This is a genomic window from Acidithiobacillus sp. (assembly GCF_023255755.1).
Taxonomy (GTDB): Bacteria; Pseudomonadota; Gammaproteobacteria; order Acidithiobacillales; family Acidithiobacillaceae; genus Acidithiobacillus.
Map to the genome: position 1 here is coordinate 9,705 of NZ_JAGDVS010000006.1, position 14,354 is coordinate 24,058.

Here is a 14,354-nt window from a genome sequence, read left to right on the forward strand (position 1 = left end):
GCCTCTTGCTATCGGCTATACGCCCTGACCGACGGCAAGCGTCCCGGGCTGGTCCGCGTTGCCCATGGGGGTAAGGCGATCGGCTGCGAGGTGTGGGAGATGCCTGCCGCGGCCTTCGGACCCTTTGTCAACGGTATCCCCGCGCCGCTAGGCATCGGTACCGTCGAACTCTTCGATGGCAGCCATGTTAATGGGTTCATATGCGAGGGTGTTGGCATCACCAATGCCGTAGACATCACGGATTTCAAAGGATGGCGTGCTTATCTGCGTTCCATACAGGGCTGAGGGGGCATCTTGTTAAATTACAGCGTTAATAGCAGCCCCCGGTGTCAGGATATGCACTAAAACAAAGCGGAAAGCAGTTTTTTTCGCGAGTGTGCACCATATCGGTGCGCATATGGTATGGCTTTCCCAGATCGGCAGAAGTTGCCGCTTCGTGCGTCTGACTCTGTTGTTCGTTGAAAAAGTCCTTACGAGGATATTCTCGCAGTCTAGCATGTTAAATAGAATTAGAATGATAACACACAAAAATGATCATTTGGCCGATATCTCCGTGCTGGCGAACGTCGCCTGAAAACACTAGCCCGCAAGTTGTGGCGCGGTATTTGCTATTATCTTCTAGTCATGGCGTTAGTGATGGACTCCATGGCTGTGAGTGACTCCCTAAGAACTGCTTCGGGCGGCATAGCCGCCCAATTTTCTGGATGGTTTCATAGAAAATTATAGTAGACGATTTCTTTATATTGTGCCCTACGACACTTCGGAGTGGACGCAATATATTTTAGCGAGGTGAAAAAATAAGTTGTGCTCTTGGGAAGGGAATCTTTCGCTGTCCTTCGTGGCTAGACAAGGCAACACCATGTTAAAGCGACAAGAGGCGGTCTTGCCCTTGGCCTTTCAACGGCCATTGTATCCAGAAGGTCCAGAGGTTTGTCATGGAATCATTCTCCATCCCCCGGGCGGGGTGGCCAATGACGATCAATTACATATCCATGTTGATCTCGCCGAAGATACCCACGTGTTGCTCACCAGTCCCGGAGCAACCAAGGTGTATCGTAGTACCACAAATGCATACCAGAGTATGGAAATTACGGTGGGTACTGATGCTTGTCTGGAATGGCTACCACAGGAGACCATACTTTTTGATGGTGCATATTGGCATCAGCAGTCGCGGATCGAGCTGGATGCAAAAGGCTTCTGGCTAGGCTGGGAAATTACCCGTTTTGGGCGAAGTGCCTCTGGTGAGAGGTTTTCGCGGGGTTGCTGGAAATCAACGACAGAGGTATGGCGGAAAGGTCGCCCACTCTGGATAGACCGGCAGCGATTAGACGGAGGTAGCGGACTTCTGGACTCGCCTTTTGGGTTGAATGGGAATGCCGTTATGGCCACGCTGGCTTGGGTAGGTGCGCCGGTTGATCGGGAGCTCGTTGAGGCGTGCAGGTTATGGTGGCGATCTCGGGACTGGGAAGGTGACGCGGGTGTGACTCGACTCGAATGTGGAATGACAGCGCGTTACCGGGGACCGTCTACGGCTAACGCACGAGCGTGGTTCGTGGCCATCTGGGATATCGTGCGCCGACAATTTTTGCATCGACCGGCCTGCTCACCGCGTGTCTGGAGCACCTGAATAAGAGGATTTTATGCATCTTACCCCGCAGGAAAAAGACAAGTTATTGATTTTTACAGCCGCTTTACTGGCTGAACGGCGTAAAGAACGCGGTCTCAAGCTCAATTATCCCGAAGCCGTTGCCTATATTTCTGCAGCGATTCTGGAGGGCGCCCGAGACGGCAAGTCTGTCAGTCAGTTGATGAGCGAAGGAAGCCAAGTATTGAAACGTGAAGAGGTTATGGACGAGGTGCCAGAGATGATTGCTGAAGTACAGGTAGAAGCTACCTTTCCGGATGGAACCAAACTAGTGACTGTTCATCTGCCTATCCGCTAGCCGCATTGGAAAGGAGTGATTTGAAATGATTCCCGGTGAAATTATCAGTGCAGATGGTGCGATTGAACTGAACGTTGGACGCCCGCGCGTTGCTATGCAGGTTACCAACGTCGGTGACCGGCCGATACAGGTGGGTTCCCATTACCATTTTTACGAGGCCAACGCTGCCCTTACTTTTAATCGGGAAGTAGCATACGGAATGCGGCTGGACATCCCTGCGGGAACGGCTATTCGTTTCGAACCTGGTGACGAGCGGGCGGTGACGTTGATCCCCTATGGCGGGCTTCGTCAGGTTTTTGGTTTTAACGGATTCGTGAACGGTCCGCTGAAGGAAGCATAAAACTATGGCGCAAATGGATAGACGTGCGTATGCCGAGCATTACGGCCCCACTACAGGAGACCGCATGCGGCTGGCTGACACGCAGCTCCTAATTCAGATCGAACGGGATCTGACCCATTATGGCGATGAAGTTAAATTTGGCGGCGGGAAGGTCATTCGTGACGGCATGGGACAATCTCCGATCACCCATGCGGATGGTGCCATGGACCTCGTCATCACCAATGCGGTTATTATTGACTGGTGGGGCATCATCAAGGCGGATGTCGGCATACGGTGGGGGCGTATTGCTGCCATTGGTAAAGCAGGTAATCCCTATACGCAGGAGGGTGTGACTATCATCATCGGACCCGGCACCGAAATCATTGCCGGTGAGGGAATGGTGCTTACTGCCGGCGGTGTTGATTCACACATACACTTTATTTGCCCGCAACTGATAGAAACGGCGCTGGCGTCAGGCATTACCACCATGATTGGCGGTGGTACCGGCCCTGCCGCGGGCACCAATGCGACGACCTGTACGCCCGGACCGTGGTATTTGCAACAAATGCTGCTTTCTGCCGAGGCCTTTCCCATGAACCTGGGTTTCTTGGGTAAAGGTAACTCTTCTCGCCCGGAGGGCTTGCGCGAGCAGATTGAAGCAGGAGCTATCGGTTTGAAGTTACACGAAGATTGGGGCACTACCCCAGCCGCTATTGATTGCTGTTTGACTGTTGCTGATGCCTACGACGTGCAAGTAGCCATACACACAGACACGCTTAATGAAGCCGGATTTGTCGAAAATACCATTAACGCTTTCAAAGGTCGTACCATTCATAGTTACCATACAGAAGGTGCCGGAGGAGGGCATGCTCCTGATATCATTAAAGTTTGCGGCGAATCTAATGTATTACCATCCTCCACCAATCCCACACGACCCTACACGGTGAATACTGTGGAAGAGCACCTCGACATGCTCATGGTCTGTCACCATCTGGATCCTAGCATCGCTGAGGATCTCGCCTTTGCCGAATCCCGTATCCGTCGTGAGACCATCGCGGCCGAAGACATCCTGCACGATCTGGGCGCCATATCCATGATGGCCTCAGACTCTCAGGCTATGGGGCGAGTAGGGGAAGTGATCTTGCGCACCTGGCAAACAGCCCACAAGATGAAAGAGCAGCGCGGCAGCCTTCCGGGGGATCCGGCCACCCATGATAACCTGCGGGTGAAACGATACATCGCGAAGTACACGATTAACCCGGCACTCACCCACGGTATGGCGGATCACCTCGGCTCTATTGCAATTGGCAAACTGGCGGACCTCGTATTGTGGCGGCCCGCATTTTTTGGGGTTAAACCTGAGCTCGTACTCAAGGGTGGTATGATTGCCTGGGCACAGATGGGCGATACCAATGCAAGTATTCCTACTCCGCAACCTGTTTACGGACGTCCCATGTTTGCAGCGTTCGGAAAGGCTCTTCAGAATACTTCGATTACCTTTATGTCCCAGTTTGCCTGGGAAAACGGCATGGCCGGGCAATTAGGACTGCAGCGTAGCGTGCTGCCCGTACAGAACACCAGAGCCATTGGCAAGCAGGATATGAAGAACAACGATGCCCTGCCACATATTGAGGTGGATCCACAAAGCTACGCAGTCAGGGCAGACGGCGAATTGCTGACTTGTGATCCGGCAGTAGACTTACCACTTGCCCAACGCTACTTTTTGTTCTGATTATGCTGACGATTACTGCACGCGACCATTCCCAATCTGCCGACCGCCTTGATCTGGTCGGTATCCCGCTGGCGGCCGAGGAACGTGAACGCGCTCGCCACCGTTTGCTCATTCCCGGCGGAGAGCCGATTCAACTGCAACTGCCGCGCGGCACGGTCCTTCAGCCGGGTGACGTCCTGCTGACGGCTTCCGGCGAACCTGTGGTGCGCGTTTTGGCGCAGGATGAGGCCGTCTACACCATCCGCGCGGATCACCCACTGTCGCTACTGCGAGCGGCCTACCATCTGGGAAATCGCCACATAGCGATGGAAATCACCCAGGAATATTTACGAATCAAGCCAGACCATGTGTTACTGCATTTGATAGAGGGGTTGGGCGGGTTGCAGGTGATGTCCGAAATGACCCCCTTTCTGCCAGACGCCGGAGCCTATAGACACCATCATGCATGAACTATATGGACCTTGATGCCACCGCTCTGGGGAGGCTGCTGCAATTGAGCAGCGCTGCGCTACCGGTGGGTGCGTTTGCGTATTCAGAAGGGTTGGAACATCTTGTGGAATCCGAGATTGTCCGAAAACCCGATGATCTCGCTGGCTGGCTCAGCGACTCACTGTGCTATGGTGCGATTCGCGTGGATGCCGCGATCGTCAAACGGGTATTCGACGCGCGAAAAAACGACGATATGGCAGGCCAACATTACTGGGATGCCTGGATTTCCGCGAGTAGGGAGAGCGAGGAGCTGCGTGAGCAGAGTTGGACCATGGGCCGAGCATTGTGGCGGATTGCGATGAATGTCCACGATGCACCGCTTTCAGAGAAACCGCTGGCTAATTTCACGGCAGTATATGCTGTGTTGACAGCGCAGTGGGGTATCCCCGTGCATGCAGCAATCGTTGCTTACCTGCACAGCTGGCTCAACAACCTGGTAACTGCAGGAGTAAAACTCATACCCATCGGCCAAATGAGTGGACAAAAAATTCTCTGGCAACTGCAAGATAGATTGGAAGACGCCGCATCATATGCACTAACTGTGACCGATGACGAACTCTATGTATGGGGTACTGGCCAGTCGCTGGCTGCCATGAGCCATGAGTCCCAATACAGTAGACTCTTTCGGAGTTGATGTTAACACCTAACTTTACATTTTCTCGGCGACCATTCTGAAGGAGTTGCTATGGATGCTCTGCGCGTAGGTATAGCTGGACCGGTTGGGTCTGGGAAAACAGCACTGGTTGAGGCGCTGTGCAATTACTTGCGAGAACGGTATGACATTGCGGTTGTGACTAACGATATTTACACGCGGGAAGATGCCGAGTTTCTCGTTCGTCATGGGGCGTTGGACGCTGATCGTATCGTTGGGGTGGAAACGGGCGGATGTCCGCATACCGCGATACGCGAGGATGCTTCCATGAATATGGCGGCATTAGAGGACTTGGAAATACGCTTTCCAGGCGTCCAGTTGCTGTTCGTGGAGAGTGGCGGTGATAATTTGGCCGCAATGTTCAGTCCGGAGTTAGTGGATCTGAGTATTTACGTCATTGATGTCGCCGCTGGAGACAAAATACCCAGAAAAGGTGGCCCTGGGATCACACGCTCTGACCTCTTAGTCATCAACAAGATTGATCTGGCGCCCTACGTCGGGGCAAGCCTGGAGACAATGGAGCGCGATGCGCGGCTTATGCGTGGGGACCGCCCTTTTCTATTTAGCAATCTTAAAACCGGTATTGGGCTTACACAGATAGCGGCTTACATATCTGAGCGCATCCGGTAGTCGCTGCTTGAGGGATCGCGTTGCTCCTAGAAACCCGCTGCACAGTCTCTATAAGGATCGACAAACCACTTCTGCACCTCGGTCCGAGAAGTCATTTCCTAGTTACGCTTTATCACCTGAGCCAGAACTCGGCTGTTTCAATGGTAATGCACCCTAACGGTTCAGATTGCATGATAATGCACCACCATGATGCAACGGATAATAAAAGTTAGCATAGTTATACTGAAAAGTATATTTCATTCAATAAGATAGTTGATGCCACTAAGTTGGCACTATATTTGCTTAATCTCCAGTGATGTTAAAACTGACACCAATAGGAGACTGGCATTTATGTGTACCCGCAGAAAACGCATACAAAAATCAGTAAAGTTCCTTGCTTTTGGATTGCTGGCAAGCAGCGCGACCGCCTATGCAGCAAGTGGCGACCTCGGTGGCGGATTTAATATATCTGGTTATATTGCTCCCACCTACATCTATAGCCAAGATCAAAACATCAGCTCCTTTTACTTAGGCACAACAGCGCCAGGCCCGTACGAATATTATTCAACCAATTTAGGTGCTATCGGTGGAGTTCAACTGAACGTATCAAAAACATTCAAAGATGGCAGTGGCATCTACTTAAGTTTTATGCCAAATATGGGTTATAACAAACCAATACAAAAAGCCCAGTTTAAGGTTCCATTAAGTGATAATTGGACATTAACAGGCGGCCAAGTCATTGCATGGGATGGGTATGAAAGTTCCTACGCACCCACCCTATTAACAATCACCCAGAGTCTCGCCTATGACTACATTGAACCCGGTTACTACACTGGCCTTGGCGCGGAATATGCTGCCGGACCTTATTCAGCAAAATTCATGGTGGGGAATTTCAATACAGCTTTCAACGCTAGTTCAAAGACTCCCAGCTTCCAATATTATCTAGGATACAGTCCCAGCTCCTCGCCATGGAGTTTTTGGCTTTATGGAGCCGTCGCAGATACCAACACCACACCCGCTCCAGGACCCACGTACAATCTGATTTATAACGATCTCGACGGCCAATATGCCAGTGGTCCGATTACGTTGGGCTGGGAATTATTCCTTGAGAACGCGTCTGGAGGGGCTGTAAACGGTGGTACCGGACAAGCTTGGGGTACGGAGTTGCTGGGAAACTACAAGCTTACCGACGCGGCGAGCGTGACACTACGTTACGACTATTTCAATGATACCAAAAATGGCGGACTAGCCTCTGTTACCGGTTCCCCAGGCGCCTATAACTACCAAGGTGGATTCGCGCCAAACCCGAACGATCCAAACCGTGGTCCAATACGCCAAGAACTCACTGTGGCGGGCCTTTACCAGTTTACTCCGGAGCTACTCGGTAAGATTGAATATCGTTATGACTGGTCTGATCACAAAACATTTGGCCTATACCAAAATGCTGCGGATGCGGCTGGTGGAAGTCTTTATGGGTTATCTAACCACAGCAGTCTTGTGGGAGTTCAAATGGTTTACACCTTCTAATTTGTGTTTATTTGTTGTGATACCGAGTGGTGCGGGACTGGCTGAAACTTGGGGCTCTTATCTCGCTTGTGACACGTAGATAAAATTAACGCACCACTCTGTCCTGATAAATAAATTATGGAGAATGATGACATGGTTTCTGAGGTTAAAAACATCAAGACATCTCGATCAAAACGGGTATTCGGTGGGCTGGTCAATAATCCAGTACTAGAGGATTATTCTCTTCGTTACGCACCATCTAGCTTTAGAACATGGTCAGAATATGGCGTTGCCATGGCTGCTTTGGGAGGTATAGCCTATATGGCTGACCAGGCCATAGGCGGCTCTCTGGCAATTCAATTTGGTTTCACTAACGCCTTCTGGGGGATATTGACGGCAGCGTTCATTATTTTTCTTACTGGGATTCCAATCGCTTATTACTCAGCAAAATATAACGTGGATGTCGACTTGCTGACACGTGGAGCCGGCTTTGGATATATGGGGTCAACTATTACCTCCGTAATCTATGCATCATTTACGTTCATATTCTTCGCTCTAGAAGGGTCAGTAATGTCACAAGCGTTCAACATCTTTTTTGGTGTTCCGCTTGCAGTTGCTTACGTTATATCATCTTTAGTCATAATTCCGCTGGTTGTATTCGGCATGACCTTGCTTTCTGTTTTGCAGAAGTGGACGCAACCTATCTGGATTACGCTATTGATTATTCCCGTTCTCGCGGTATTGATTAAAGACCCTTCTAGTATTGCGAACTGGACGCAGTTTGCTGGAAAATCGCCTAGTGGTGCGGGATTCAATCCCCTGCTTTACGGGACTGCAGCGGGGATCGCTCTTTCTCTCATTGCGCAAATTGGCGAGCAGGCAGATTATCTTCGCTTCATGCCGGCGAAAAAAAAGGGTCGGGAGTGGATGTGGTGGTTGGCCGTGATGGCAGCTGGCCCCGGTTGGGTACTTCTTGGAGCCAGCAAGCAGCTGATGGGCTCTTTCTTCTCTTCTGTGGCAGTTACGCACGGTACACCACTGGCCACTGCGAACCAGCCTGTGCATATGTATATTGCGAGTTTTGGTTACGTTTTCCCTAGTGCTGCGGTGGCGTTGACTGTGGCAGCCTCGTTTATCTTTTTGTCGCAGATAAAGATTAATGTAACCAATGCCTATTCGGGATCTTTATCATGGTCTAATTTCTTTTCTCGCATCCTTCATGTGCATCCCGGACGCGTTATCTATATCTTCTTCAATGTTGGGATAGCGCTTGCGTTGATGGAAGGGAATATGTTCTCCATCCTGGGCACCATTCTTGGATTTTATTCCAATGTTGCAGTTGCGTGGATTGGTGCCGTTGTTGCCGACCTTGTTATCAATAAACCCATTTTGAAGTTGAGCCCTTCCTATGTAGAATTCAAACGTGCACATCTTTATAACTTCAATCCTGTTGGTTTTGGATCGATGGTCATTGCATCCATTATTTCTGTGGCCGCGTTTTTTGGAGCGTTTGGAGCATATGCAGCGGCATTCAGTGCATTCATAGCGCTTTTCGTAGCATTTATTTGCTCTCCGATCATCGCGATACTAACTAAGGGTAAATATTACCTTGCACGTGACGCGCAGTATCATGCGGGAACACATCATGATATTTTGACTTGCTCGTCTTGCGGTTTTGAGTATGAAAAAGAGGACATGGCGTGCTGTCCTCATCACGAGGGGCCAATTTGCTCTTTGTGCTGTAGCCTGGATTCGACATGTGGAGATGTCTGTAAGTCTGAAATTAAAGGCGTTCCTGTTAAGTCCATTTCTTGCTGACTGTCTGTCATCTTTGTGAGGAAATAGTTATGCCTGAAACGCTAATATCTGTTGACCTGTGCCAGTCGCCATATGAAAACGAGCAAGTTCACAATCGTTGGCATCCTGATATCCCAATGGCGGTGTGGGTCAAACCTGGAGACGAGTTTATCCTAGAGACCTACGATTGGACTGGGGGCTACATTAAGAACGACGATAGTGCGGACGATGTGCGTGATATTGATCTTAGCACTGTGCATTTTCTTTCTGGCCCCGTGGGAGTGAAGGGTGCCGAGCCTGGCGATCTACTTGTGGTGGACTTGCTTGACATCGGCGCTAAATCCGACAGTTTGTGGGGTTTCAACGGCTTCTTCAGCAAGAAGAACGGAGGTGGATTTCTCACTGAGCATTTTCCCAAGGCGCAGAAGTCTATTTGGGATTTTCACGGCATGTTCACTAGTTCGCGCCACGTTCCGGGAGTGAGCTATGCGGGCCTGATCCACCCGGGCCTGATCGGCTGCCTGCCGGATAAGAAGATGCTTGACATATGGAACGAGCGGGAGGTTGGCTTCATCGCCACCAAACCGGACCGCGTTCCACCGCTGGCCAATCCGCCGTTCGCCAAGACCGCCCACATGGGAAAGCTCAAGGGTGAGTCACGCGACAAGGCGGCCGCCGAGGGCGCGCGCACCGTGCCGCCGCGCGAGCACGGAGGCAACTGCGACATCAAGGATCTGTCGCGCGGGTCCAAGATATTCTTCCCCGTTTACGTGGATGGTGCCGGTCTGTCAGTTGGGGATCTCCACTTTAGTCAGGGCGACGGCGAGATCACCTTCTGCGGTGCCATCGAGATGGCCGGTTGGGCGCACTTGCGTGTGAACCTGATCAAGGGTGGTATGGCCAAGTACGGCATTCAGAATCCCATCTTCAAGCCCAGCCCGATCACCCCAACCTACAAGGATTACCTGATATTCGAAGGCATCTCCGTCGACGAGCAGGGCCAGCAACACTACCTTGACGTGCATGTGGCCTATCGTCAGGCCTGTTTGAACGCTATTGAGTATCTAAAGAAGTTCGGTTATTCAGGGGCGCAAGCCTACTCCATCCTTGGCACAGCGCCGGTGCAGGGACATATCAGCGGCGTGGTAGACATACCCAACGCCTGCGCCACGCTGTGGCTGCCCACTGAGATCTTCGAGTTCGACATCAACCCCAGCGCCGCAGGCCCGGTCAAGCACATCGCCGGCGGGGTGGACCTGCCGCTTTCCGAAGATTGATCTACCCTGGCCCGGGCCGCGCAGTAGACGTGCGGTTCTTGCTACACCCGCTCGGAGCATTCCATGCCGACTTACGAATATCAGTGCGACAACTGCGGTATCTTCGATACGCTTCGCCCCATGGCGCAGCGCAACACTAGTTGCAATTGCCCCGTTTGCGGTCGGGAGGCTTACCGTGTCATCGCATCGGCGCCGGCTATGTCATCCCTGTCGACAAGCGTGCGTATAGGCCATGCGACCAACGAGCGCGCGTCACACGCGCCTATGACTAGCGGCGAGTATCGCGCCCATAAGCATCCGCCAGGCTGCGGTTGCTGTGGCACCGGCTCCAAGGCCACGTTGTGCGCGGCCGACGGTACCAAGGGATTCCCCACCAAACGCCCATGGATGATTAGCCACTGAGCCCTAGGAAACAAAGACAAAGGAGACATTGTGCGTCACGGAGATATTTCCAGCAGCAAAGACACGGTCGGCGTCGCCGTCGTCAACTACAAGATGCCGCGCCTGCATACCAAGGCTGAGGTTTTGGACAACGCCCGCAAGATCGCCGATATGGTTGTTGGCATGAAGCGGGGGCTGCCGGGCATGGATCTCGTCATTTTCCCCGAGTACAGCACCCACGGGATCATGTACGACCCGAAAGAAATGTATGAAACGGCTTCGACAGTTCCGGGCGAAGAGACTGAAATCTTTGCTGCTGCTTGCCGCAAGGCCAAGACTTGGGGCGTGTTCTCACTGACCGGCGAGCGTCACGAGGAGCACCCGAACAAAGCGCCTTACAACACCTTGATTCTGATCAACGATCAAGGCGAAATCGCACAGAAGTACCGCAAGATCATGCCCTGGTGCCCGATTGAAGGTTGGTATCCCGGTGGCAAGACCTACGTGAGTGAAGGCCCGAAGGGGATGATGGTCAGCCTGATCATCTGTGACGATGGCAATTATCCCGAAATCTGGCGCGATTGCGCCATGAAGGGTGCCGAACTGATCGTTCGTTGCCAGGGTTACATGTATCCGGCCAAGGATCAGCAGGTGATGGTCGCAAAAGCCATGGCCTGGATGAACAATACCTATGTCGCCGTTGCCAATGCCACGGGCTTCGATGGTGTGTATTCCTATTTCGGTCATTCAGCCATCGTCGGGTTTGACGGCCGCACGCTGGGCGAGTGTGGCGAAGAGGAATACGGCATTCAGTACGCCGAGTTGTCCGTTTCCCAGATTCGCGATGCACGCAAGAACTGGCAGAGCCAGAACCACCTGTACAAGCTGCTACACCGCGGCTACACCGGCATGATCAATTCCGGCGACGACATGAACGGCGCCGGGGAATGCCCCTACGAGTTCTACAAAACCTGGATCACCGATCCGGCAAAGGCGCGTGAAAATGTTGAGAAGATCACGCGTTCGACACCCGGCACGGCCGAATGCCCGATCCAGGGTATCCCGAGCGAGCAGGATATGGGTGGTCACAAATGAAACAGAACCTGATTAGCACGATCATTCCGCTGCGCGGAGCCAGTGCTCGGGTCGGGGTCTTATGTTGCCGGCTGCACGAAGCAAACTCATGGGTAAACGTGGCCAGGTTAAAACGGCGGTTGAAGCGGTAAGCCATGGTGGAGAGATAACGTTGCGCATATTTCCGAAACTTAAAAGGCATGGTAAGCACCGGACAGGCCTGTTTTGAGATTGCACAGCACGGTATTGATCCACTAGAAACGGGGCACCGTTTTTCAGATCATGCTCATCAGGCCATGGAATGCAGCCCGGATGGCTACCCACACAACACGGGCTTGATTACTGATGCCGAAGGTACGATTCGCCTGAAATATCGCAGGCTCTGACCTGTGGTCGGGTCCGCATGCGGGTTTGGCCAGACCGTTCGGTCGTCATCAGGCCCTGCGGCACTATGTTCAGGATGTCTCTTCGTTTCGATAACCCCGAATGCTTATGTCCGTTTTCATGAAGACCACTACGGCTAATTTTTTTCCTCAAAAATCGGAAGCGGACTCAATCACGTCGTCTCAGTCCTTTGAGGACGTTCGACATTTATTAAATTTGTATCTGATTGCGCTTTGGGGGCAGCCATTCAATCTGGTTGGATTGACATCCCAGCCGGATTCGACGGCATCGGTCCGCCCGAATATCGATCAGACATTCATTCGTCTTCCGTCGTCGCTGTCCCCACAGGGCACGGTGACGGCGCGGAGAGTCTATATTGCGGCTGCGGTTCATGCGGCCGCACATCGCATGTATAGCCAGCCGTTGAACCCGGAATCACTGAATGCGCGTCAGCGGCATTTGGTTGAACTAGTTGAGGATGCTCGGGTTGAGTATCTCGCTTTTTCACACTTCCCGGGCCTTCGCAGACTCTGGTTGGATCTGCATCCACCCGAGCCACCGGACCCCACACCTTTTGTGACGCTCATGTGGCATCTTTCCCGCGGACTGCTTGAGTTGGATCAATCAACCGACGATGACTTCCTGGTTCGCAAGGCGGTGACGCTCTTTCAGGAGCGGTACGCCGAAATCGAGGATCCAAGGATGGCCCGCGAAATCGGATTGCGTTTGGCACACGACATCGGCCAGATGCGCTTGTCGATGGATGAGGGTAGCATGCCGCCGATGGCCGTCTACCGAGATGACAATCAGCATCTCTGGTATGAGGAGCACCCTTTGCCAGAGGAGGAGCGGTCTGCCGAAGAAATCACGCAGGGCGAACAGCCGGGCGCACAGTTCGAGGAGGCTTCTGAGGGGCGGCAATTGGCCTTCACCGAAGTACCCTTGTCGGCAATAAACACAGAGGCTGGCTATCAAATCGAGGAGGTCGCGGAGAGTGCACAACTGACTTTTTTCCGGACACGGGAAGATGAGGAGGGATATCGATTCAGTTATCCCGAGTGGTTTGCCCGATTGGGTATCGAACGAACAAACTGGTGCTCAGTGCTCGAACGAAGTGCGACTAAGGGCGATTTGGATTGGGCACCAGCAATTCTATCTGCCAACCGTCCGCTACTGGCCAATCTGCGTCGTGTGGTCGGCACTTTGCGCAGCCGGCATCGAGTGCGACTTTGCAAGCAGGAAGCAGGGGATGAACTGGATCTAGATGCGGCGCTGAGATCGCTGGCGGATATTCGGAACGGACGAGAACCGGATCCAAGAGTGTTCATTCGCATGCGGCCGCAGGACGACCAAGTCCTGGCATTGTCATTGCTACTTGATCTTTCCGAGTCGGTGAATACCCTCGATCCAATCAGCAGGCGCCCCATTCTGGATCTGGCCCGCGAGGCGGTTCTGCTGCTGGCTGAGACTGCGACGGATCTGGGTTCCGCTTTGTCTCTGGCAGGGTTCCACTCTCAAGGGCGTCATCAGGTGGATTATCTGAGTGCCAAGGGCTTTGATGAGCCCTTTGATGCTGAGGCTAAGTCCCGCCTTGCAGGGCTTGAGGGGCGCTATTCCACACGTATGGGCGCAGCCATCCGGCATGCGACTTGGTCGTTGCTCACCCAAGGCGCGCACAATCGGGTGATGCTGATCGTGACCGACGGCGAGCCTTCGGATATTGATGTCTTCGACCCCGAACATCTGCTGCTGGATACACGCCATGCCGTGATCGAGGCGCGTCAACGTGGCGTGCAGATTTTTTGCGTCAATCTCGATCTGGGCGCTGATCGATATGTTGAACACATTTTTGGTGCGGGGCATTTTCTGGTTCTGGATAACCTCCGGCACTTGCCCGAACGGTTGTCTCGGTTGTTCCTGCGTTTGGTGAGCAAGAAGTTCTAAATCCAGTTTTAGGTATCTGAATCTTGTGGACATTCTCGATTGGATATAGTGGATGAGAAGGATTTTATGGGGAAGAAAGTACAGAGCTATACGGCTGGGTTTCGGGTCGAAGCGGTCAAGCTGGTATTGCCTCAGGGATTCTCCTTGCAGGGGCTTCACAGCGGATTTCAGTGCCCCAGGGGACATGGCTAACTGAATGTCAAAGCCCGTGGTCGGAAGCCTGCAGGTATCCCTGGAGCGTAGTGGC

13 protein-coding genes and 2 pseudogenes are annotated in these 14,354 nt (G+C 52.6%); 14 read left to right on the forward strand and 1 reads right to left on the reverse strand.

The features are described from left to right. The 13 genes and pseudogenes from Q0C48_RS00545 to Q0C48_RS00600 all read left to right on the forward strand — a co-directional run. A pseudogene (locus Q0C48_RS00545) lies at nucleotides 1-285 on the forward strand (allophanate hydrolase); the annotation flags it as partial. 574 nt (nucleotides 286-859) lie between these two features. After that, nucleotides 860-1,627 carry an urease accessory protein UreD gene (locus Q0C48_RS00550; protein ID WP_291520605.1) on the forward strand — a complete coding sequence of 256 codons (768 nt, stop codon included), beginning with the start codon at nucleotides 860-862 and terminating at the stop codon, nucleotides 1,625-1,627. A gap of 13 nt (nucleotides 1,628-1,640) precedes the next feature. Continuing rightward, a complete protein-coding gene (locus tag Q0C48_RS00555; RefSeq protein ID WP_291520607.1) occupies nucleotides 1,641-1,943 on the forward strand; it encodes an urease subunit gamma in 303 nt (100 codons plus the stop codon). Between the two features lie 25 nt (nucleotides 1,944-1,968). Then, nucleotides 1,969-2,283, forward strand: coding sequence for an urease subunit beta (locus Q0C48_RS00560; RefSeq protein ID WP_215893151.1), 315 nt, complete (start codon nucleotides 1,969-1,971; stop codon nucleotides 2,281-2,283). A 13-nt stretch (nucleotides 2,284-2,296) separates the two neighbouring features. Beyond that, on the forward strand, nucleotides 2,297-3,994 hold the full coding sequence (gene ureC, locus Q0C48_RS00565; protein WP_366936966.1) for an urease subunit alpha: 1,698 nt from the start codon (nucleotides 2,297-2,299) through the stop codon (nucleotides 3,992-3,994). Between the two features lie 2 nt (nucleotides 3,995-3,996). After that, the gene (ureE, locus tag Q0C48_RS00570) at nucleotides 3,997-4,443 is read left to right on the forward strand and encodes an urease accessory protein UreE (protein WP_291520614.1); all 447 of its coding nucleotides are present in this window, start codon (nucleotides 3,997-3,999) and stop codon (nucleotides 4,441-4,443) included. Continuing rightward, nucleotides 4,440-5,117, forward strand: a complete 678-nt coding sequence (locus Q0C48_RS00575) for an urease accessory protein UreF (protein ID WP_291520616.1) — start codon at nucleotides 4,440-4,442, stop codon at nucleotides 5,115-5,117. The genes ureE and Q0C48_RS00575 overlap by 4 nt, the downstream gene beginning before the upstream one ends. Nucleotides 5,118-5,168: 51 nt before the next feature. Beyond that, the gene (gene ureG / locus Q0C48_RS00580) at nucleotides 5,169-5,765 is read left to right on the forward strand and encodes an urease accessory protein UreG (protein WP_291520618.1); all 597 of its coding nucleotides are present in this window, start codon (nucleotides 5,169-5,171) and stop codon (nucleotides 5,763-5,765) included. A 330-nt stretch (nucleotides 5,766-6,095) separates the two neighbouring features. Next, a complete protein-coding gene (locus Q0C48_RS00585) occupies nucleotides 6,096-7,271 on the forward strand; it encodes a DUF3138 family protein (RefSeq protein ID WP_291520620.1) in 1,176 nt (391 codons plus the stop codon). A 117-nt stretch (nucleotides 7,272-7,388) separates the two neighbouring features. Further along, on the forward strand, nucleotides 7,389-9,068 hold the full coding sequence (locus Q0C48_RS00590) for a hypothetical protein (protein WP_291520624.1): 1,680 nt from the start codon (nucleotides 7,389-7,391) through the stop codon (nucleotides 9,066-9,068). 29 nt (nucleotides 9,069-9,097) lie between these two features. Further along, nucleotides 9,098-10,324, forward strand: a complete 1,227-nt coding sequence (gene fmdA / locus Q0C48_RS00595) for a formamidase (protein WP_278666841.1) — start codon at nucleotides 9,098-9,100, stop codon at nucleotides 10,322-10,324. 63 nt (nucleotides 10,325-10,387) lie between these two features. Continuing rightward, complete coding sequence (locus Q0C48_RS14575; RefSeq protein ID WP_366936965.1) at nucleotides 10,388-10,726, forward strand: zinc ribbon domain-containing protein; 339 nt, start codon at nucleotides 10,388-10,390, stop codon at nucleotides 10,724-10,726. 30 nt (nucleotides 10,727-10,756) lie between these two features. Beyond that, nucleotides 10,757-11,800: an aliphatic amidase gene (locus Q0C48_RS00600; RefSeq protein ID WP_291520625.1), complete on the forward strand. Its 1,044-nt coding sequence runs from the start codon at nucleotides 10,757-10,759 to the stop codon at nucleotides 11,798-11,800. A gap of 21 nt (nucleotides 11,801-11,821) precedes the next feature. Here the strand turns inward: Q0C48_RS00600 and Q0C48_RS00605 are convergent. Continuing rightward, nucleotides 11,822-12,048, reverse strand: a pseudogene (locus Q0C48_RS00605) (transposase); the annotation flags it as partial. Between the two features lie 235 nt (nucleotides 12,049-12,283). Here Q0C48_RS00605 and Q0C48_RS00610 point away from each other — a divergent pair. Beyond that, nucleotides 12,284-14,107 carry a VWA domain-containing protein gene (locus tag Q0C48_RS00610; RefSeq protein WP_291520626.1) on the forward strand — a complete coding sequence of 608 codons (1,824 nt, stop codon included), beginning with the start codon at nucleotides 12,284-12,286 and terminating at the stop codon, nucleotides 14,105-14,107. Nucleotides 14,108-14,354: the final 247 nt, after the last annotated feature.